Source organism: Streptomyces sp. NPDC047028 (genome assembly GCF_040644095.1).
Classification (GTDB): Bacteria; Actinomycetota; Actinomycetes; order Streptomycetales; family Streptomycetaceae; genus Streptomyces.
In genome coordinates, this window is the sequence record NZ_JBEYVS010000019.1 from 22348 (window position 1) to 42170 (window position 19823).

Annotated in this window: 20 protein-coding genes; 7 read left to right on the plus strand and 13 right to left on the minus strand. The window is 73.1% G+C overall.

The annotated features are described in order from the left end of the window. Positions 1-26: 26 nt before the first annotated feature. Both ABZ854_RS18440 and ABZ854_RS18445 read right to left on the minus strand, forming a co-directional pair. Positions 27-596, minus strand: a complete 570-nt coding sequence (locus tag ABZ854_RS18440; RefSeq protein ID WP_361211580.1) for a hypothetical protein — start codon at positions 594-596, stop codon at positions 27-29. A gap of 1 nt (position 597) precedes the next feature. Then, positions 598-771: a hypothetical protein gene (locus ABZ854_RS18445; RefSeq protein ID WP_361211901.1), complete on the minus strand. Its 174-nt coding sequence runs from the start codon at positions 769-771 to the stop codon at positions 598-600. 172 nt (positions 772-943) lie between these two features. On the opposite strand from ABZ854_RS18445, the gene ABZ854_RS18450 reads away from it, so the two are divergent. Continuing rightward, positions 944-1612: a methyltransferase domain-containing protein gene (locus ABZ854_RS18450; protein WP_361211583.1), complete on the plus strand. Its 669-nt coding sequence runs from the start codon at positions 944-946 to the stop codon at positions 1610-1612. Position 1613: 1 nt separating this feature from the next. Here ABZ854_RS18450 and ABZ854_RS18455 read toward each other — a convergent pair whose 3' ends face one another. From ABZ854_RS18455 to ABZ854_RS18465, 3 genes are all read right to left on the minus strand, one after another. Next, complete coding sequence (locus ABZ854_RS18455; RefSeq protein WP_361211586.1) at positions 1614-1841, minus strand: hypothetical protein; 228 nt, start codon at positions 1839-1841, stop codon at positions 1614-1616. Positions 1842-1906: 65 nt separating this feature from the next. Further along, positions 1907-2836 carry an N-acetylmuramic acid 6-phosphate etherase gene (gene murQ / locus ABZ854_RS18460; RefSeq protein WP_361211589.1) on the minus strand — a complete coding sequence of 310 codons (930 nt, stop codon included), beginning with the start codon at positions 2834-2836 and terminating at the stop codon, positions 1907-1909. A gap of 82 nt (positions 2837-2918) precedes the next feature. Next, positions 2919-3821, minus strand: a complete 903-nt coding sequence (locus ABZ854_RS18465) for a MurR/RpiR family transcriptional regulator (RefSeq protein ID WP_361211592.1) — start codon at positions 3819-3821, stop codon at positions 2919-2921. Positions 3822-3876: 55 nt separating this feature from the next. On the opposite strand from ABZ854_RS18465, the gene ABZ854_RS18470 reads away from it, so the two are divergent. Both ABZ854_RS18470 and ABZ854_RS18475 read left to right on the plus strand, forming a co-directional pair. After that, positions 3877-4260: a hypothetical protein gene (locus tag ABZ854_RS18470; protein ID WP_361211595.1), complete on the plus strand. Its 384-nt coding sequence runs from the start codon at positions 3877-3879 to the stop codon at positions 4258-4260. Positions 4261-4284: 24 nt separating this feature from the next. Continuing rightward, positions 4285-4566 (plus strand): DUF4031 domain-containing protein, encoded by a 282-nt coding sequence (locus ABZ854_RS18475; RefSeq protein WP_361211598.1) that lies wholly within the window; start codon positions 4285-4287, stop codon positions 4564-4566. A 33-nt stretch (positions 4567-4599) separates the two neighbouring features. On the opposite strand, the gene ABZ854_RS18480 is transcribed toward ABZ854_RS18475, so the two are convergent. The 3 genes from ABZ854_RS18480 to ABZ854_RS18490 all read right to left on the minus strand — a co-directional run bounded on the left by ABZ854_RS18480 (position 4600) and on the right by ABZ854_RS18490 (position 7529). Next, entirely contained in the window at positions 4600-5631 is a 1032-nt protein-coding gene (locus tag ABZ854_RS18480; protein ID WP_361211601.1) for a DUF2690 domain-containing protein, read from the minus strand. A gap of 207 nt (positions 5632-5838) precedes the next feature. Beyond that, positions 5839-6210: a peptidoglycan-binding domain-containing protein gene (locus tag ABZ854_RS18485; protein WP_361211604.1), complete on the minus strand. Its 372-nt coding sequence runs from the start codon at positions 6208-6210 to the stop codon at positions 5839-5841. A gap of 20 nt (positions 6211-6230) precedes the next feature. Next, a complete protein-coding gene (locus tag ABZ854_RS18490) occupies positions 6231-7529 on the minus strand; it encodes a peptidoglycan-binding protein (RefSeq protein WP_361211607.1) in 1299 nt (432 codons plus the stop codon). Positions 7530-8027: 498 nt separating this feature from the next. Between ABZ854_RS18490 and ABZ854_RS18495 the strand changes: the two genes are divergently transcribed. Then, a complete protein-coding gene (locus tag ABZ854_RS18495) occupies positions 8028-8432 on the plus strand; it encodes a peptidoglycan-binding domain-containing protein (protein ID WP_361211610.1) in 405 nt (134 codons plus the stop codon). 25 nt (positions 8433-8457) lie between these two features. Here ABZ854_RS18495 and ABZ854_RS18500 read toward each other — a convergent pair whose 3' ends face one another. Further along, positions 8458-9552: a GNAT family N-acetyltransferase gene (locus ABZ854_RS18500; protein WP_361211903.1), complete on the minus strand. Its 1095-nt coding sequence runs from the start codon at positions 9550-9552 to the stop codon at positions 8458-8460. Positions 9553-9614: 62 nt separating this feature from the next. Next, positions 9615-10322 (minus strand): hypothetical protein, encoded by a 708-nt coding sequence (locus ABZ854_RS18505; RefSeq protein WP_361211613.1) that lies wholly within the window; start codon positions 10320-10322, stop codon positions 9615-9617. Positions 10323-10472: 150 nt separating this feature from the next. On the opposite strand from ABZ854_RS18505, the gene ABZ854_RS18510 reads away from it, so the two are divergent. Further along, a complete protein-coding gene (locus ABZ854_RS18510) occupies positions 10473-11171 on the plus strand; it encodes a copper homeostasis protein CutC (protein WP_361211616.1) in 699 nt (232 codons plus the stop codon). Positions 11172-11310: 139 nt separating this feature from the next. On the opposite strand, the gene ABZ854_RS18515 is transcribed toward ABZ854_RS18510, so the two are convergent. Continuing rightward, entirely contained in the window at positions 11311-13389 is a 2079-nt protein-coding gene (locus ABZ854_RS18515) for a UvrD-helicase domain-containing protein (protein ID WP_361211619.1), read from the minus strand. A 323-nt stretch (positions 13390-13712) separates the two neighbouring features. Between ABZ854_RS18515 and ABZ854_RS18520 the strand changes: the two genes are divergently transcribed. Continuing rightward, on the plus strand, positions 13713-13895 hold the full coding sequence (locus ABZ854_RS18520; RefSeq protein ID WP_361211622.1) for a hypothetical protein: 183 nt from the start codon (positions 13713-13715) through the stop codon (positions 13893-13895). A gap of 6 nt (positions 13896-13901) precedes the next feature. Here ABZ854_RS18520 and ABZ854_RS18525 read toward each other — a convergent pair whose 3' ends face one another. Further along, complete coding sequence (locus ABZ854_RS18525) at positions 13902-15545, minus strand: DNA repair helicase XPB (protein WP_361211625.1); 1644 nt, start codon at positions 15543-15545, stop codon at positions 13902-13904. A gap of 162 nt (positions 15546-15707) precedes the next feature. Next, positions 15708-18335 (minus strand): helicase C-terminal domain-containing protein, encoded by a 2628-nt coding sequence (locus tag ABZ854_RS18530; RefSeq protein ID WP_361211628.1) that lies wholly within the window; start codon positions 18333-18335, stop codon positions 15708-15710. 248 nt (positions 18336-18583) lie between these two features. On the opposite strand from ABZ854_RS18530, the gene ABZ854_RS18535 reads away from it, so the two are divergent. Beyond that, on the plus strand, positions 18584-19603 hold the full coding sequence (locus tag ABZ854_RS18535) for a hypothetical protein (RefSeq protein ID WP_361211631.1): 1020 nt from the start codon (positions 18584-18586) through the stop codon (positions 19601-19603). Positions 19604-19823: the final 220 nt, after the last annotated feature.

Here is a 19823-nt window from a genome sequence, read left to right on the forward strand (position 1 = left end):
GGCGGGGCGGGGACGTCGGTGGAGGTCTACAGATTGCCCATCGGCTGGATGTCGACGTACACAGGCGTCCCCCACACCCGCAGTACCTCGTAATCGGTGAACTCGTGCACCAGCCGGTACGCCATCGCCGGGCGTGAGCCGCGCCGCTGGGCGGCGAGGTAGGCCTCCGCCTCGCGCAGGTCGCGGCGCGGGGTGCCGCACAGCTGCCACTCGCGGCCGTTCCACTCCTCCGGCAGCCAGCGCTGCTGCGGCTGGGGCCGGTCGGCGCGGACGCCGTAACGGGACGGCACGGGCGCCGGGGCCTCGGCCGCGGGGGGCCGGCCCTGGTGCCCGGCCCGCCGGGCGGCCCGGCGCCGGGTCTCGCACAGCAGACAGCCGTCCACGGCGTCCTTGTCCACCGGCCCGTTCGGGTGCTCGGCACACCGGGTGGCGGGCTTGTCCGCCTCGACGGCCTCGTCCAGCAGATCGAGGGCGCGCCGCAGATCGGCCTTGATCTCGTGCAGCCGGGAGTCCGGGGTGTCACCGGAGAGCGCCTCCCCGTGCTCCCCGAGCACCCTGAGGGCCCGTCCGAGGGCGGTGAGCTGGGCGTGGTTCATGTCAGTCCGCGTAGTCCTTCAGTTTCTCCGTGTCCAGGGTGATGCCGACCGGGGGCGACAGCTCGACGGTAGCGCCCCACGGGTGGCGGGGCGACTGACGGTACTGCCCGTCCTTGGGCTCGCTGAAGACGGTGACGGTCTGGTCGTCGCGGTCGACGAGGAGGTGGACGGGGATCTCGGCGGCGGCGACCCGGTGACTCTTCGTGGCAAACCGAACGCGTCAAGTCAACACACGGGGTGGGAGGGTGGGTTGAGACCCACCACCCATTCCACAGAAAGAGGTCTCGGACCTCGAAGCGTGGGGCTTGAGCTTCGGACAGGGTTGCCGTCGGTGGTGGACTGGGGGCATGGCGACGATGCTGCCGGGCCGCCTGCTCGATGCCCTCAATCGGTTCAACGCGGCCCATCCGTGGGACCACAACGCCCACTATCACCCGTGGCTTCTGCGGCAACTTCCCCGGCGGTTCGGCCGGGCGCTGGACGTGGGGTGTGGGAGTGGGGACCTGGTCAGGGCGTTGGCCGGGCGGGCCGGGGCGGTGCACGGGGTCGATGCGGACGCCGGGATTCTCAGGCGGGCCAGGGAGCTGACGCCCGACTCCGACCACGTCACCTACACCCTCGCCGACGCGGCCCAGGGGCTGCCCACCGGGCCGTATGACGTCATCACGTGTGTCGCCGTGCTCCACCACCTTCCCTTCGCCGACACCCTCACCCGGGTCCGGGAGGAGTTGGCCCCTCGGGGGACGGTGGTGGTCGTCGGCTGTGCCCGTGCCGCGAGCGCCGTCGATCACGTCCTCGGGCTCGTCGCGATACCGCTGAACGCGGCGACGGGCTGGGTGAAGAACCGGGGGCGGTCCGGAGTGCGGCCCGTCTCCATGAGTGCTCGTGTGCACGATCCCGAGATGAACTTCGCCGAGATCGCCGCCGAGGCCCGGCGCATCCTGCCCGGGGCTCGGGTCAGGCGGCGGCTCTTCTGGCGCTACACGCTGGTGTGGCGGGCGCCGGGGCGGGCGTAGGTCAGCCCGCGCTGTTGATCAGGTTTCCGCTGCCGCAGGTGGGCGTGGGGGTGTCGGTCAGGGGGATCGGGGTGACGGCCTTGGCCACCGGCATCACGACCAGCTTGCCGACGCAGCGGCCGGTGTCGGTGGCGGTGGAGGTCCAGTGGGCGTCGTCGGCGTGGGCCGGGGCGGCCAGGGCGGTGGCGGAGACGGTGAGGGCGGCGGTGGCCAGCAGTTTGTGCATCATGACTGGCGAACGACGGCCCCGGGCCGTCCGTCACGCCTGGCGAACGACTACCCCCCGGCCGTCCGTCAGGCCCCCGCTCCCGCCTCCGCCAGCGCCGCGCGCAGGTGGCCGTCCGTCTCCTCCAGGAGGCGGGCGGCCGTCGTCGCGTCCACGTCGGCCAGGATCGCGAGGATCGCGTTCTTCACCTCGCCGCCCGTCTCGGTGAGGGCCTTCTCGATGTCCTCGTCGGCGGCCCCCGTGGCCAGGGCCACGATGCGGTGGGAGCGGGCGCGCAGCTTGTCGTTGGAGGCGCGGACGTCGACCATCAGGTTCCCGTACGTCTTGCCCAGCCGGATCATCGTGATCGTCGACAGCATGTTCAGCACCAGCTTCTGTGCCGTGCCCGACTTCAGCCGGGTGGAGCCGGTGAGCAGTTCGGGGCCGACGACGACCTCGATCCCGTGGTCGGCGGCCGCCGCGAGCGCGCTGCCCTCGTTGCAGGCCAGGCCGACGGTCAGGGCGCCCAGCGCGCGGGCGTGCTCCACGGCGCCGATCGCGTACGGGGTGCGCCCGGAGGCGGAGATGCCGACCACCGTGTCGGCCGAAGCCGTCTTCAGCGAGTCCAGGTCGGCGCGGGCCAGTTCGGGGGAGTCCTCGGCGCCCTCGACCGACGTGACCATCGCCTCCGCCCCGCCCGCGATCAGTCCGACGACCTGGCCGGGGTCGGCGTTGAACGTGGGCGGGCACTCGGAGGCGTCGAGGACACCGAGGCGGCCCGCCGTGCCGGCACCGGCGTAGATCAGCCGGCCGCCGCGCGCCATACGCTCGGCGATGGCGTCGATCGCGGCGGCGATGCGCGGCAACTGCGCGGCCACGGCGGCCGGCACGCCCGCGTCCTCACCGTTCATGAGGCGCGCGAGGTCGAGGGTGGGCAACTGGTCGATCCCGGCGAGCTCGGGCCGGAACGCCTCGGTGGTCAGGGATGCCAACTCGGACCGGAGGTCATGAGACGTCATGGGGGGTGGCTCTTCCTGGATCCCGCCGGATCCTGCTGTGCGTACGGACGTAACGGGTGCCTCGTTCACTGCCTCGTGCCTGCTACCTGCTGCTTCCGCTGCTGCGGTGCCGGTGGGCCAGTGCCTCGTAGGATGCCGCCAGGGCGGGCGCCGCGCTCTCGTACGTCCGCTGCGCCACCCCCACGAACAGGCAGTCCACCACCAGGAGTTGACTGGTCCGGGAGGACATCGCGGCCGGTCGCAGCTCGGTCTCCCGGGAGGTGGACGTGGTGAGCACGTGGTCGGCGTACTGCGTTACGGGCGAGTCGGGCCGGCCGGTGATGGCGATGGTCGTCGCGCCGTGCTCGAAGGCGACCCGCAGCGGTTCGATCACGTCCCCCGTCGACCCGGAGTGGGTGATCGCGATCGCCACGTCACCCGAGCGCAACTGCACCGCGTTGGTCACGGCGAGGTGCGGATCGCTGTGCGCGTGGGCTATGAGCCCTATCCGCAGCAGCTTCTGGGTGAGGTCCTGGGCGACCAGCCCGGACGCCCCGATGCCGTACACGTCCGTCCGCCGCGCGCCGGCCAGCGCGGTGACGGCCGCGCCGAGTTGACCGGTGTCGAGGTTGGCGGCGGTGTCGGCGAGGGTCTGCTGCTCCTCGTAGGCGAGTTTGGCGACGACGTCGGCGATGGGGTCGTCCACCGCGATGTCCGTCGTGATCGCGGGCGCCCGCCCGGACTGCTGCTGGGCGGCCAGGCCGGCGAGGGCGAGGCGCAGGTCGCGGTAGCCGGGGTAGCCGAGGATGCGCGCGGTGCGGACGACCGTGGCCTCGCTCGTGCCGGTGAGCTCCGCGAGCCCGGTGACGGTGAGGGCGGCGCAGCCGGCCGGGTCGCCCGCGACGGCCTCGGCGACGCGCTGCATGGACCGGGTCATGGAGGGAGCGAGGGTGCGCACTTTGGCACCGAGGGCGGTTCCGAAAATTTCCTTCACGTCCTGGGTCACACGTGAAAGATATTTTCGTTTCGGTGTCGCGGTCAAGAGTGCGCACAATGGGGGCATGGACCCCATCAGCCCCCTTGAGCAGGCGCTGCACGCCGCCCGCGCCCTGGTGCTCGCCGATCTGGTCGCAGACGAGGTCGCGGAGGCCGACGTGGTCTCGCTCGTCGAGGAGTCCGTCACGCACCGGCGCTGGTGGGTCGAGCAGTGGCCGGAGGGCGCCGCCTTCGTGGCGGGGCTGGTCGCGCAGGACGTGCAGGACGCACTGCTGGAGCGGCGCGGCCGCTGGCCGCTGTGCCCGGTGTGCCCCACGGGCGACCCGCACGCGCTGGACGTGGAGCCGGAACTGGGCCCCGACCCGCACTGGGTGTGCGGCAAGGCGGGCGTGAAGGTCGCCGCGGTGGGCTCGCTGAGCCGGGCCACCGGCGCGGCTCCGTCCTCGTGAGGGCCCGAAACTGGTGAGGTCCTGATGACCGTCTATATCGACCCGCCCGCCTGGCCGGGCCACGGGCGCATGTGGTCGCACCTGGTGAGTGACGCGTCGTACGACGAACTGCACCTGTTCGCCGAGGCGTTGAGCGTGCCCCGCCGGGCCTTCGAGCGCGACCACTACGACCTGCCCGCGCACCGGTACGCGGACGCGGTGGCCGCCGGCGCGGTGGAGGTCAGCAGCCGCGAGGTGGTACGGCTGCTGTGGGGGGCGGGGCTGCGGCGCCGGAAGGGGTCCGGTGCCGGGACCGGGTCCCCCTGAGCCACGGCGCGACGGTCACCGTCCGGTGGTGCCTCACTGCCCGGCGGGGACCGGGCTGTGCTCGGTGCAGGTCCGGCTCTTGCCGTCCGGCTGGGTGCCGCAGGCCCAGGAGGTCTGGTGCCCGCTGAGTTCGGCCATCGGGGAGTAGACGTCGTTGCCCCAGTGCACGGGGCTCGCCTCGCTGACACCGCTGGAGTTGTTCACGTCCACGACGGCCTTGGGCTTGGTGTAGGTGATCCGCCCCCAGGTCGCGCCGCACTCCTTGCTGTACCGGAGTTCGATCACCATCTTGCCGTTGCGGATGATGGCGAGAGTCTGGCCGTCCCGGGAGCACCCCATGGTCACCGGGTCCTTGCCCGTGCAGCCGGCGTGCGTGCAGCCGACCGGGTCGGTGTGCACGGAGGCGGGGCTCCCGGTGGCCAGGTTCGCGGCGGTGGCCCTGCCCTTGCCCGAGTCGTTCGAGGAGTAGTGCGCGATCGCGACACCGGTGGCGGTCAGCACGGCGCAGGACGCGACCGCCGCCGCGATCAGGAGCGGCGAGGACCATCGACGTCCCGTCCGGGGCGCGGGCTGCGGGCCGGCGCCGGGTACGCCGTCGGGGCGGGCATCGGGTGTGGCATCGGGCTCGCCGTCGGGGCCCGCATCGGGCCCGCCCTCGGATCCGCCCTCGGCTCCGGCGGCGGGTGAGTCCACGGGGACGGTGACGGGTGTGGCGGCGGGGCCGACATCGGGTGTGACGGCGGGCGTTGTGTCGCCGGGCCGCTCCGCGTTCCGCTCGTCCGGCTCGTTGCCGCCCGTGCCCCGCGCCCGGTCGGCCCGGTCCCACAGGTCCAGCAGGGGCCCGGCGTCCACGCGCGCGGCGCGGGCGAAGCTCTCCACGGCGTCACGGGGCGGGAACTGCTTGCCGTTGATCCAGCGTTCCCAGGAGGACTTCGAGTAGTGGGTGAGCGCGCTGATCCGGGCGTAGCTGAGCCCGGACCGCTGCTTCAGCGTGCCCAGTTCCGTGTGTAGCCCGGCACCGTTGCCAGGCTCAGGTCTGGATGCGGGGAGGTTTCTGTCGCTCAACGTCAGCCCGTTCGCTGATGGACCACCGGCCCGAGCCGAGGGCGCAGCGACGGACCGGCACGCGGCCGGCTCGCTTGGTGGTTCCCCCCGTCTCAGGCCCGGTGCTCCGGTCCTGAAATTCGAACGGAAGCATACCGCCGCCGCGGCACGCTGCCGTGACGGCGCGCTGCCGCGGCGGCGGCGTTCGAAGGGACGGGCAGCCCGTTGTCAGCAGATCCAGTAGGCCCTGGTGTCCCAGTCGCTCCAGACGTCCAGCTGCCGCCACGTCTTGGGGCCGACGATGCCGTCCTGGTCGAGGCCGGCGCAGCCCTGGAACTTGACGACCATGCTGCGGGTCTGCTTGCCGAAGATGCCGTCCTCGGCGAGGTTCGCGTTCCTCACGCTGCGGTTCAGCGCGCACTGCACGGCCTTGACCGCGTCACCGGTGTCGCCGTAGCTCACCTGGGGCTCACTGAGGGTGTAGCTGCTGCAGTAGTTGCCCCAGGAGAGCGCGGAGGCGCTGGTCGCGCCGCCGATCCCGGCGCCGAGGCCGGTGACCAGCAGGAGCCCCGCGGCGGCGGCCGCGAACTTGATACGCATGGCTGTGTTCCTTCGGTGGGTCAGGCGCCGGCGGGGGAGACGATCGCGTAGGCGCCGCGCGCGGCCGGGTTGAAGTGGTGGCGGATCACCTGGTCGCTGGAGTTGCCCTCGATGGTGTCGACGGTGCCGTCCGAGTTGGCCTTCTCGATGATGCCGACGTGCACGCTGGTGCTGGTGCTCTGCGGGCCGCTGCCGAAGACGATGGCGTCGCCGGGCTGCGGGTTGCTCAGGCCGCTGTGCAGCGTGCCGTGGTTGCGACCGTAGTAGTAGAAGTCACCGCTGAACGCCGTGCTGAAGTTGACGCCGGCCTGCCGCCAGGTCCAGCTGGCGAACAGGGCGCACCAGGCCTCGCAGGGGCCGTACGGGTTGCAGTTGTTGCCCCACTCGTGGACGCCGAGCTGCGAGCGGGCGGCCTGGACGATCTTGTCGCGGGCGCTGCCGGACAGCGGGGGGACGCTGGGCGTGCCGCCGCTGTCGCCGCCCGAGCTGCCGCCGCCCAGTTCGCGGGCGATGCCCATGGACGCCATGGTGAGCGGGCCGGCGATGCCGTCGGCGTCGAGCCCGTGCGCGCCCTGGTAGGTCTTCACCGCGCTGGTGGTGGCGGGGCCGTAGTCACCGTCGGCCGGGGTGCCGGCCTTGCCCTGCACCTGCTTGACCTTCGCGGTGAGCGCGGCGTTGGTCTGCGGGCCGGCGATGCCGTCGACCTCCAGGTCGTTGTCGCTCTGGAAGGCGAGCACCGCGTCCTTGGTGGCGGGACCGTAGTCGCCGTCCACGCCGCCCGCGCCCAGGTAGCCGAGGCCGACGAGGTTGCGCTGGAGCAGCTTGGTGTCGCTGCTCGCGCCGGTGCCGCTGGAGGTGATGCGGTCGATGTTCATCGCGCCCATGGTGAGCGGGCCGGCGATGCCGTCGGCGTCGAGGCCGTGTGCGCTCTGGTAGGACTTCACCGCGCCGAGGGTGCCGGAGCCGTAGTCGCCGTCGGCCGAGGTGCCTGCCTTGCTCTGCACCTGCTTCACCTTGGCGGTGAGCGCGCTCATGGTGGCGGGGCCGGCGTCGCCGTCCACGTCGAGGCCGTTGTCGCTCTGGAAGTGGCGCACCGACGCGGTGGTCTGGCTTCCGTAGACGCCGTCGACACCGCTGAGCGGGGCGTAGCTGAGGCCGGCGAGGTCGCGCTGGAGCAGGCGTACGTCGGTCGCCGCGTGGGCCTGCGACGCGGCCGGGCCGAGCAGCAGGCCGACCAGCACCGCCGCGAGGGCGAGCGCCAGCGAGGTGGCGTAGGAGCCGCCCGCACGTCTGGGCGTGCGGAGGGTTGTTGTGGACACGTGAATTCTCTCCCTGATGTCCCGGGGCATGCCCGGGGAGGGACGGATGGAGTGGTGTGGGGGGAGCTGGGTGCCGGCCGGCGACGACCATCCTTGGCCACGGCATCTCCGTCCCGCCAGCGTGAACGGGAGGGTTGGGATCCCTTGGGACGTCCCGCGCCGCTGACCTGCGGCTGGACCGAACGGTGGGACGGTGCTGGGGACATGGGGGCCGACGGCCGCCCGGTGAGCGTCCCTCGTTCACCGGGAGCTGTCAGGGAAACAGCAGGTCAGAGCCGTGGGACGGTGACCGTTCGGCCGTGGGACGGTGCTCGGTCCGTCGTGGGACGGCAGGGCGTTGTCCCGTCACTCCCGGCTGTGGAACAGTCCTGATCACCGCGGTGCCGCGGCGCGAGGCCCATGGGCCCGCGCCCGACTCCTGGACCGTCTACGGCGGTCGGGTCCGGCCGGCCCGCGACACAGCGACACACGAAACTCACGCCATACGAGGGAGCCCTCATGCCCAGAAGTGCCGCAGGCACCGCAAGCGCCGGCACCACCCGGAGACTTCTCACGCTCGCGACCACGACCGCCCTGCTCCTCGGCGCGGGCGTGGCCGGTGCCGGGACCGCCGACGCCGCCTTCAGCTACCAGTACTGCGGGAAGCAGTACACCACCGCGGAGCCCGAGTTGAGCTACGGCGACACCGGGGCGGCGGTGAAGGAGCTCCAGTGCGAGCTGAACCAGAACGTGACCGGCGCCAACCTCACGGAGGACGGCGTCTTCGGCGGGCTGACGTACAACGCCGTGGTCAAGTTCCAGGGCTGCTTCAAACTGGACCAGGACGGCATCGTCGGCCCGAAGACCTGGCACGAGCTGGACGTCGTCAGCGACTTTCCCGTGCAGGCGGAGCACCTCTGCTGATGCCGCCGGCCCGCGCGGCGGCTCGTCAGGCCCGGCGGATGTAGAGCCGCAGGGCCGTGTCCAGGTCGTGCTCCGCGTGAGCCGTGCGCTCCTCCTCCACGGTCGCCCGGGTGAATCCCGCCCGGGCCACCACGCGCTGGGACGGAGCGTTGTCCGCCTCGACGGAGGCGAAGAGCATGCTGACGTCGTCCCGGGCGAGCGCCCACTGCGCGAGCGCGTTCAGCGCCTCCGTGGCGTAGCCCTGGCCGCGGGCGCCCTCGACGAGGTCGTAGCCGATCTCGACGCGGCCGTCCTCGTCCGGCACGCCGTGGAAACCCATGCCGCCGACCGCCCGCCCGTCCTCCCGCCGGACGAGGGCGAAGACCCCGAACTCGGGCCGATGGACGCCCGCTTCGTACGCCTTGGTCATGAAACCGGCGGCCTGGCGCGTGCCGTCGTACGGGCCGCCCTCGATCCACTCGAAGCCGCCGTCGCCGCCGAGGCGCAGGTCGCGGGCGGCGGCGGGGCGGATGCCGGTGAGGACGAGGCGCTCGGTCGAAAGGACGAGGTTGTTGCGCCAGCGCCACTCGGTGACCGGGGCCCGGCCGGGCAGCTCGCCGCGCCCGGTGGCCCACAGCAGCGTCGGCCAGGGGGCGGGGCCGGGCTGGACGTGCGGGAACAGCCACTCCAGCACGGCCTGGGCCAGTTCCTCGCCCGGCTCGTAGTCCAGACCGAGGCCCTCGGCGATGTCGTGGGTGTGCAGCAGCACCTCGGCGACGCCCATCGCGGCGAAGCCCTCGCGGTCGGCGCTGCGGAACGGGTAGGGGTGGAAGGCGCGGACACCGGGTGGGGTGGTGCGGACGGCGGCGGTGAACAGGGCGCCGGTGGACTGGATGACGTGCAGCAGGCCGGAGTTGTCGGTGCCGTCGTCGAGGGTGATCTCGAAGGGGACGTAGTCCTCCTGGGCCCGGCCGGCCAGGTTGGCGGCGTAGGCGATGAGGTCCTCGGCGATGTGGAACGCCGTGGTGTGGCAACTCCACTCCACCCGACCGGCGTTGACCGCGGTCCAGTCCCGGCCCACGGCGTCCCGCAGCACCGCCGCGCATCCCGCGACGGCCTCGTCCACCTGATCCCCACCCATGGCAAGCATGCCCGAAGGGTAGGGGGCGCGGGCCCGGCGGGGCGACCCGATTTCCCCTCCCCTCAGGACGACAGCAGATCCAGTTCGGCCGTGAGGTTGTAACGGGCCGTGGCCTCCCAGTGCTCCTGTCCGTAGGGCGTGCGGAACAGCGCGGGCAGGGACAGGAGGTGGCGCAGGATCGCCGAGCGGCCCTCGCGGAAGGCGTCGGCCGGGACGAAGTGGTACTCCTCGCGCACCTCGGCCGTGTAGGCGGCGTACGCCGACGGAGGCGCGGCGAGGACGGCGAGGTCGGCGTCGCACAGGACCTGGCCGTTGGTGTCGGAGCCGGTGGGGTCGTGGGTGACGGTCAGGCGGACCAGGCGGGCCACCTCGGCGGTGGCGGGCGCGGGGACGCCGGCCTCCGCGAGGGCGCGTTCGGCGAGGTGGGCCGAGCGCTCCTCGTTCTCCGAGCGGTCGGGCAGGTAGACCGCGTCGTGGAACCAGGCGGCCAGCCGGACGAGCTCAGGGTCTGCCGCGTACGTCTCCAGGGTGTCGATGTGATCCAGCACCGCGGTCAGGTGGGTCAGCGTGTGGTAGTGCCGCTGCGGCTCCTGCCAGCGGGCGAGGAGGTTGTCGGCGTACGGCAGGGAGTCGGCGTGCGGCCCCGGGTCGCGGTCGGCGTGCGGCACCGGGGCGGGGTGCGGCAGGGGATCCGGGCGTCCGCCGCCGGGTGCGCGGGCGGCCTCCAGGGCGCGGACGAAGCGGGCGCGCAGGGCATCGGGGTCGGCCATCTCCCCATTCTCGGCCATGGGCCGCTTGCCGTGTGGTCACCTGCACCCGGGGCGTGGGGCCCGGTGCTGCGGGGCATAGTCTAAATTGGACTAGACCTGTAGTGCCCATTGTCACTGTCCTACCCGTGCCCGGCCGAAGAATGGGGTGCCATGAGCAAGCGTGCTGTCCTGGAGGTGATCGCCCTCGACATCGAGGACGCGGTGGCCGCCCAGGCGGGAGGCGCGGACCGCCTCGAACTGGTCACCGAGATGGCGGCCGACGGCCTCACTCCCTCGGCGCGGACCTTCGCCGGGATAAGGGCCGCCGTCGACATCGACCTGCGCGTGATGCTCCGGCTGGCGGACGGGTTCGCGGCGGGCGACGCCAAGGAGCTCGACCGACTGGTCGGCGTGGCCCGTGAGCTGCGGGACGCGGGCGCCGACCAGTTCGTGCTCGGGTTCCTCGACGCGGAGGACGGCGTGGACCTCGACGCCGTCGAGCGGGTGGTAGCCGCGCTGGACGGGGCACGCTGGACGTTCCACCGGGCCATCGACCGCGCCGCCGACCGCGAGGCGCTGCGCAAGCAGCTCGCCGACCTGCCGGGGCTGGACACCTACCTCACGGCGGGGTCGGCCGAGGGCGTGGACGGCGGCCTGCCCACGCTCACGGCGGAGGCGTGCCGGCGGGGCGAACAGGGCTACGACCAGACGATCCTCGTCGGCGGCGGCCTGCGCCTTGAACACGTGCCGGCGCTTGTGGACGCCGGGCTCGACGCCTTCCACATCGGCGGGGCGGCGCGGCCCCGGGGGTGGGAGGGGGCGGTGTCCGCGGGCGCTGTCGCGGAGTGGCGTGCGGCGTTGGACGCGTAGGTCTTCGCGCCGAAAGGTGCCGGTGTGTTTTCGGGCGCGGGTCCGCTGTGGCTGGTCGCGCGCCCGCGCGGCGGAGCCGCATATCGGCAGAGCCCCGCGCCCCTTCGGGGCGCCCCGAAGGGGCGCCCTGGTTCGCCGCCTACTCGGTCAGTTGAGGCGGCAGCGGGGTCGTGTGGGTGACTGTGAGGCCGGAGACCGCTCGGGTGAGTGATACGTAGAGGCGGCGTAGGCCGGTTCGTTCGTCTGGTTCGGCGTCGACCACGGCCTGGGGTTCGTCCAGGACGACGTAGTCGTACTCGAGGCCCTTGGCGAGGGAGGCCGGGACCAGGGTGAGGCGGGTCTCGCGGGTGGTCTCCTCGCCGGGGGAGAGGTGGGAGATGCCGGCCGCCGTCAGAGCCTCGGCGAGCGCGGGGACGCGGGAGTCCGCCGCGATCAGGCCGGTCGAGCCCTCGTGCCGCAGCAACTCCTCGCAGGCGGCGACGACTTCGGCGGACTCCGTCACCGTACGCACCTCGAAGAATCCGGGGTTCTCCCGGACCGAGGCGACCGGGGTGAGGCCGGGCGCGATGTGGGGGAGGAGGCGGGAGGCGTAGGCGATGACGTCCGTGGGGACACGGAAGCCGGCCGTCAACTCCTCGATGACTCCCTCCTGTTTGCCCAGGTGGGCGAGCGCCTCGTCCCAACTCCGGGTCGCCCACGGCGTCGTACCCTGCGCCAGGTCGCCGAGGACGGTCGCGCTGCCCGTCGTGCAGCGGCGGCCGACCGCGCGGTACTGCATCGGGGAGAGATCCTGCGCCTCGTCGAGCACGACATGGCCGAGGGAGTGGGTGCGCCGGATCAGATCGGTCGCCTCGTCGATCAACACCGCGTCCGCGGCTGACCACTTGGCCGACTTCACGCTCCGCACGGGCTTCGCCCGCAGGATCGTCTTCCGCTCGTCCTCGTCGAGGACCCCCTCCGCGTGCTCGGCCAGGAAGTCCGCGTCCGCGAGCAGCCGTAGCACCAGCTTGGCCGGGTCGACGTCCGGCCAGACCGCCTTCACGGCCGCCTTGACCGCGCTGTTGCGGGCGACCGCGTCCTGCACCCTGTCGTCCGGCGCCTCCCCGGACCGCTCCATCTGCACCAGCACCGCGTGCGCGATCCGCTGCGGGAGGGCCTCGCGAGCGGCGCCGTAGCGGATGTCGCGGTCCAGCAACTCGCGGACGATGTCCTCCAGTTCGTACGCCGGGACGCGCCACCGGCGCGAGCCGCGCACGACCACGACCGGCTCCGCCGGCATGGTCACGTGCGCGTACAGGGCGCGCCGAAGAACCTCCGCCATCCGGGCGTCGCCCTTGACGATCGCGGCGGGCGCCTCGTCCGTGCCGCGCACCTCCACATGCGCGACCAGGTCGTCCACGGTGGCCTGCCGCACGGTCAGCTCGCCCAGCGCGGGCAGGACCTGCTCGATGTAGTGCAGGAAGGACTTGTTCGGCCCGATGACCAGAGTGCCGGTACGGGCGAGCCGTTCCCGGTGCGCGTACAGCAGGTACGCCACCCGGTGCAGGCCGACCGCCGTCTTCCCGGTGCCGGGCCCTCCCTGCACGCAGACCGTGCCGGACAGGCCGGAGCGGACGATCTCGTCCTGCTCGGGCTGGATGGTGGCCACGATGTCCCGCATCGGGCCGACGCGCGGCCGCTCGATCTCCTGCTGGAGCAGCTTGCTGGTGGTGGCCGCCTCGGCAGGGTCGGACAGGTGCTCGTCCTCGTAGGCGGTGAGGTCGCCGCCGGTGTACCCGAAGCGGCGGCGCAGCGCGATGTCCAGCGGATCCTTCTTGGACGCCCGGTAGAACGGCTGGGAGACGGGTGCGCGCCAGTCGATGACCATGGGGTCGCCGTCGGCGTCGTGCACGTGCCGGCGCCCGATGTAGAACCGCTCCCCGTACGCCCCTTCCGCCTGCTCGGCGCCCGGTGCGTGCAGGTAGTCGAGGCGGCCGAAGAAGAGCGGGGTGTCGCTGAGGTCGGCGAGCGCCTTGATGCGGTCGTCGATCTGGCGGGCCAGGACCTCGGCGTTGACCCAGTTCGCGGTGACGTCCCTGATGTCCAGCGACTCGACGTCCTCACGCATGGCCCGCAGCGCGGAGCGTGAGGCGGAGAGGTGGGAGCGTTCGCGGAGGAGGGGGTTGTCGTCGCCGTCCGCGAGGGGCGTGGCGACGGGGTCGTGGGCGGGCGTGGACAAGGGGGTGCCTCCGGTGACCTGCTGGCCTGTGGGCCTGCTGCGTGGGTTGCGTCGGTACGTCGGTGCCGTCCGGTTTCCGTCCGGGCGGCCGCGCTCCGCGGTGCGGGAGGCGGGCAAGAGAGGAGATTCTAGGTGGTGGGGCAGGATGGGGACCAATGGATTTACCGGTCGCCGGCCCTGCCGCCGTCCCGGGTGCCGTCCCCTAGGGGGTGGAGGCCCCCCGGAGTAGGGGCCGGAGTCCACCCAGGGGTCTACTCGTAGGTCTCCGTGATTGGACCCGTGGGCCGATTCCGGATCGGTGTCCCAAGTCGGACCATGGAGACATGAGCGCAGCAACCATCTCTCCAGCCCCTGTCCGACCCCCCACCGGTGCCACGGCCGTGGACGGCCCCCACAGCCACCCGCTGGGCAACGCACTGCGTGCCGTCAAGGTGTTCGCGGAGGCCGCCTTCGGCGTCGTCATCCTCGGCGAGTACGGCGAGGAAGCGGGCATACGCCGTAAGTGAGCGGGCTCAGCCCTCGCCGAGGATCTCGTCGGCGTCCATGATCCGGTACGCGTAGCCCTGTTCGGCCAGGAACCGCTGGCGGTGCGCGGCGAAGTCCTGGTCGATGGTGTCCCGGGCGACCACCGAGTAGAAGTGGGCCTGGTGACCGTCGGCCTTTGGGCGCAGGACGCGGCCGAGGCGCTGTGCCTCCTCCTGACGCGAACCGAACGTGCCGGACACCTGGATGGCGACCGTGGCCTCCGGCAGGTCGATGGAGAAGTTCGCCACCTTCGACACCACGAGCACACTGATCTCGCCCTCACGGAACGCGTCGAACAGCTTCTCGCGCTGCGCGTTGGACGTCTCGCCCTTGATCACCGGCGCGTTCAGATGCTCGCCCAGCTCGTCCAGCTGGTCGATGTACTGGCCGATGACGAGGATCTGCTGACCGGCGAACCGCCGCACCAGCGCCTCCGTCACCTTCCGCTTGGTCGCGGTCGTCGCACAGAAGCGGTACTTCTCCTCCGTCTCGGCGGTGGCGTAGGCGAGCCGCTCGGAGTCGGTGAGGTTGACGCGGACCTCGACGCAGTCGGCGGGCGCGATATACCCCTGCGCCTCGATCTCCTTCCACGGCGCGTCGAACCGCTTGGGGCCGATGAGGGAGAACACGTCCGACTCGCGGCCGTCCTCCCGCACCAGCGTCGCGGTGAGACCGAGCCGGCGGCGGGCCTGCAGATCGGCGGTGAACTTGAAGACGGGAGCGGGCAGCAGATGGACCTCGTCGTAGACGATCAGACCCCAGTCGCGGGAGTCGAAGAGCTCCAGGTGCGGGTAGACGCCCTTCCGCCGGGTCGTCAGCACCTGGTAGGTGGCGATGGTGACCGGCCGGATCTCCTTGCGCGTCCCGCTGTACTCGCCGATCTCGTCCTCGGTCAGCGAGGTCCGCTTCACCAGCTCGTGCTTCCACTGCCGGGCGGAGACGGTGTTGGTGACGAGGATCAGCGTGGTCGACTTGGCCTGCGCCATGGACCCGGCGCCGACCAGCGTCTTCCCGGCGCCGCAGGGCAGCACCACGACCCCGCTGCCGCCGTGCCAGAAGTTCTCCACGGCCTGCTTCTGATACGGCCGCAGCGCCCAGCCGTCCTCGGCCAGCTCGATGGGGTGCGCCTCGCCGTCCACGTACCCGGCGAGGTCCTCGGCCGGCCAGCCCAGCTTCAGCAGGGTCTGCTTGATCTGCCCGCGCTCGGAGGGGTGCACGGCGACGGTGTCCGCGTCGATCCGGGCGCCGACCAGCGGGGCGATCCGCTTGGACTTCAGCACCTCCTCCAGCACCGGCCGGTCGGTGGTGGTGAGCACCAGTCCGTGCGCGGGGTGCTTGGACAGGGTCAGCCTGCCGTAGCGGTCCATGGTCTCGGCGATGTCGACGAGCAGAGCGTGCGGCACCGGGTAACGGCTGTACTCCACCAGCGCGTCGACGACCTGTTCGGCGTCGTGCCCGGCGGCCCGTGCGTTCCACAGGCCCAGCGGGGTGACCCGGTAGGTGTGGATGTGCTCGGGCGCCCGCTCCAGTTCGGCGAAGGGCGCGATGGCCCGACGGCAGTCGTCGGCCCGCTCGTGGTCGACTTCCAGGAGCAGCGTCTTGTCGGACTGGACGATCAGCGGACCATTCACCTGCGTAATCCTTCCGCACGGCCTGAGACAGCGGCCAAACGTCCAGTGTGCCCTAAACCCCGGCGATCACGGGCAGGCCCGGGGTCCGGTCATCGGGCAGGTCCGGGTCCCGGTCATGAGGAGACCGGGGGGGCCGGGGAGGCCGGGGAGGCCGGGCAGGCTTCAGTCCTCCGCCAGCTCCGCGACGCCCGTGACGCGGTGCAGCGGGTACGTCCGCACCTCGTCCGCCGTGTGGTCGTACGCCGTCACGAAGCCGCCCTCGACCCGGATCGGGGCGATGACGCGCTGGCTGGCCGTGCCCTCGGCGTTGACGTAGCCGATCCACAGGGCCTCCCCGGTCAGGACGGCGGCCTGCATGGTGGCGAGCGTCTCGGCGGAGGAGGTGCGGGGCAGTTCCCCGCCGGAGAGCGGTGCACCGGCCCCGGCCGGCTTGCGCGGGGCGGTGGCGGCCAGGTCGCCGGCCCGGATCGCGCGGATCGCCGCCGCGAGCAGTGTGGCGTCGGGCGGCGGCGGGCCGTCCGGTACCGGCTCGGGTGCGGTGCGCGGCGGGGTGCGGTGCGCATGGGCGCGGGTGATCACGACGTCGCCCTCGGCGGACTCGGCGGCGGGCGCGAACCCCATGGCGCGCAGCCCCTCCAGCAGTGCGGCCGGGTCGGACTGGGTGGCCAGCACCGTCGGGGCGAGCCGGCGCAGCCGCAGACCGGCGGCCCGTTTGTCGGCGAGGATCTCGTTCAGCAAGGCGTCGTCGTCACAGCGGACGTACGCCGAGGCGGTGCCCACCCGCAGGTGCCCGTGCTTGCGGGCCACGTCGTCGATCAGATACGCCAGCGGCTGCGGGACGGGCGTCCGCGCATGCTCGGCGAGGAAGGCATGCAGGTCGGCGGCGGTCTGTCCGGCGTCCAGGGCGCGGCGGACCGAGGCCGGGGTGAAGCGGTACACCGTCGCGCCGCCCTTGGACTCGACGTTCGCGAGCACTCCCAGCATGTCGGCGAGCGGCCGCCGCAGTGGGCCGGGAGCCACCGCGGTCAGGTCCGCCTGCAACAGGACGTGGTCCAGCGGCTCGGGCAACAGGGGCGCGAGCAGCCGGGCCGCGGCGGCACCGGCGACGGCCTGCTCGGGCGGGGAGAGGGGGGCCGGGGGCGGGGCGAGGCTCGCGGGGGCGGCAGCGGCACGGGCTGTGGCTGTGGGTGCGGTTGCCTGGTGGTGGACGGGGAGCTTGTCACCGGGACCGGCGGGATGCGTTCCGGTGGGGGTGGGGGCGTCGGTCGCGTCCGTGCCGGGGGTGCCGGGGGCTGCCCCCGGGGGCGGGGTGCCCAGGAGGGCGCGGCCCTGGGCGGACAGGGCGCCTCGGCCGGTCACGCCGAGGAGTTCCGCTTCCGAGAGGGTCCAGCGGGCGAGGCGGGAGCGCAGGTCGTCGTCGGTGCGGGGGCCGCGCAGCGGGCGTTCCCAGCGCAGCCGGGCCAGCACCGTGTCGGCCGCGGGGGCGGCGCCCTCGGGGAGCGCGGCGAGCAGGGCCAGCACGCGGTGCCGTACCTCGGGCGCGGCGGAGCGGTCCAGGCCCGGGCCCAGTGCGGACAGCGCGCGGTCCTTCGCGTCCCGGCCGCCGACCAGCCCCGCGGTCCGGGTCGCCGTGAGCCAGGCCGTCGCCAGCCGGGCCCAGCGTCCAGCGGGGGGCTCTTCCAGCCACTCGTCGTAGGCGGGGGTGGCGGCGAACCGCTCGTCGGCCTCGCCGTCGGAGGCGAGCAGACCGGCGGCGTAGGCCAGTTCGACCCAGAAGGCGGCGACCGGTTCGGGTACGTCCAGGGCGACCGCCGTCCGCTTCAGGTCCCGCACGCTCAGCCCGCCGGCCCGCAGCACGGCCGGACCGCCCTCGTCCCAGTCCTTCAGCAGTTCCTCGACCGTGGCCAGCGCGGTGTACGCCTGCCCGGCGGCCGTGGCGTCCACGATCTGCGGGCGGTACGTGGCGGCGGCCTCCACGGCCGGCGGCAGCGGCTCCGTCTCACGGTGGGCGCGGCCCGCGCGCAGGTGCAGGGCGACCTCGCGGGGCAGCACGACGGTGCCGGGCGCGGTCGGCAGCAGCAGACCGCGGTCGAGCAGCCAGCGCAGGTGGACGGCCGGTTCGGGGGTGACGTGCCCGTACGGCGGCCCCCACACCAGCCGTTCCAGCACCTCGACGGACGCCTCGGGGGCGGCCTTGAGCAGGGCGGCCATCTTCTTGCGGTGGGTGAAGAGGGCGGTCAGCGCGGTGACCGCGGAGACCGAGTCGTGGGTCGTGGGCAGCCCGGCGGTGGTGACGATGTCCTGAATCCGGCCCGGCGACATGCCCGAGGTGGCCTCCTGGACCGTGGGGCCGAGGCCGGTCGGGGACGGATGCTGCGCGGACGGGGCGAGGAGTTCGCGGGCCGTGCGGACGAGGTGCAGGCGGTCGTCCCCGCCCCACACCAGGGCCTGTTCGCGCAGGGTGGCGACGGCGTGCGGCAGTGCGGCGGTGGTCGCCTCGTCGCCGGCGTCGCCCGCCATCAGACCGAGCAGCGCCTGGTACGACGCCGGGTCCGGGGCCACGGCCAGGGCCTCCGCGGTCTGAAGGGCGAAGCGGTCCAGCCGTTCGAGCGCGCGCAGCACCGAGGCGCGGGTACCGGCGCGGGTGGCGAGCTGGGTGAGGTCGGTGGGGACGGGGGTGATGAGGTCGGGGCGGCTGCGCAGGAGTGCGGCCAGGGAGGCGTCTCCGCGCTCGCGGAGTGACTCCGCGAGCGAGCGGGGGGCTGCCGCCGGCTTCTCCTCGGTACTCATCCGAGTCACGGTACCGGGTGTCTACGACGGTTTGGCCGAGACTGCGGTCCCGCGGGCGGTGCCGGGGGCCCTCCGGGGGTGGGTGGGTGCCCCGGCGCTGGCACCGTGCCGCCGCGCCCACCCCTGCCGCCCTTGCGGCACGCCTCCCCGCGGCTGGGGCGCGCGGGGAGCTTCGACAGCCCGTCCGACAGCCCTCACGTTGGCGGTACCTTCGTGCAGGGACAACGCCGCACCCCCGGAGGGGCTTCGTGGGGATCGAGAGTGACCAAGTCGTCTACGAGTACCTGAGCCGTGTCGGCGACATCGCCCAGCAGCGGCAGTTGCCGTCGGGCACGCGGATGCGCCTCGTCTCGGAACTGCGCAACGAGATCGACCGCCGGCGCGCCAAGACTCCCGTGGACAGCCCCGCCGCCGTGCGCCGCATCATCGCCCGCCTGGGCAGCCCCGCCGAGGTGGTCGAGGCCGCCGGAGGGACCCCGGCCGGCCCGCAGGCACCGGCCGCCTCCGTACCCGTACAACCGGAGCCCCGGCGCCGGGACCGGACGGAACCGGAGCCCGAGGAGCGGCCCAAGGGGCTGCGCAGGGTCGTACCGCGTCCGCGTCCCGAGGGACCGAAGGCCTCCGCCGTCCCTCCCGACGCCGCCTCCCCGCCCCACCTGGCGCCCGCGCACGAACTCGGGGACAGCGTCACGCAGCTCGACTGGTGGCGGGTGGAGGGCAGCCCGTTCGGGCCCGGAGAGATGGACGCCGTACCTGGGTTCGTCGGGGGAGTGGAGATCCCCGAGCTGCTCAAGCGCCCCCCGAAGGAGACGGAACCCGAGGCGGGGGCGGCAGGGCCGCAGGAGGAAACGGGACCGGGCGCCCTGGACGCCACGGACAGCCCAGCCCCCGCACGGCAGCGCAGTCGCCGGCTCCTGCCTCGCCCCGCGACCGGCTGGAGCAACCCCCTCCTGCTGCTCGCCGCGGCCGCGCTGGTCGCGGGCGCCGTGCTCGGGAACTGGTTCGCGCTGCTCCTCGGCTGGCTGATCGCCTACGGCTCCCGGCGGCTGAGCCCCGCCGAGACCAAGTGGGCCGTGCTCGTCCTGCCCGGCGCCGCGCTCGCCGCCGGGCTGGTGTGGCTGTGGGGCCGCGACAACGGCCGCTGGGGCACCCCCATCGCCCAGGGCCACATGAGCGACGCGGTCTCCGGCACCTGGCCCTGGATCGTCCGGGGCGCCGCCGTCGCCTCGGCCCTCTACCTGATCTGGCGCTCCCAACGACGGGCCTGACGCGTGCCACGGCGCATCCAAGCAATCGGCGCCGAAACGTGACGAGCCCGGCGCCCGGGAGATCCAAGCAACCGGCGCCGAAAACGTGCCGAGTCCGGCGCCCGGGAGATCCAAGCCACCCGGCGTCGAAGCGCGGCGGGACTGACGCGCCGCGGATCCAAGCCACCCGGCGTCGGAGCGCGCCGGGGACGACGCCTGGAGGATCCAAGCCTCTCGGTGC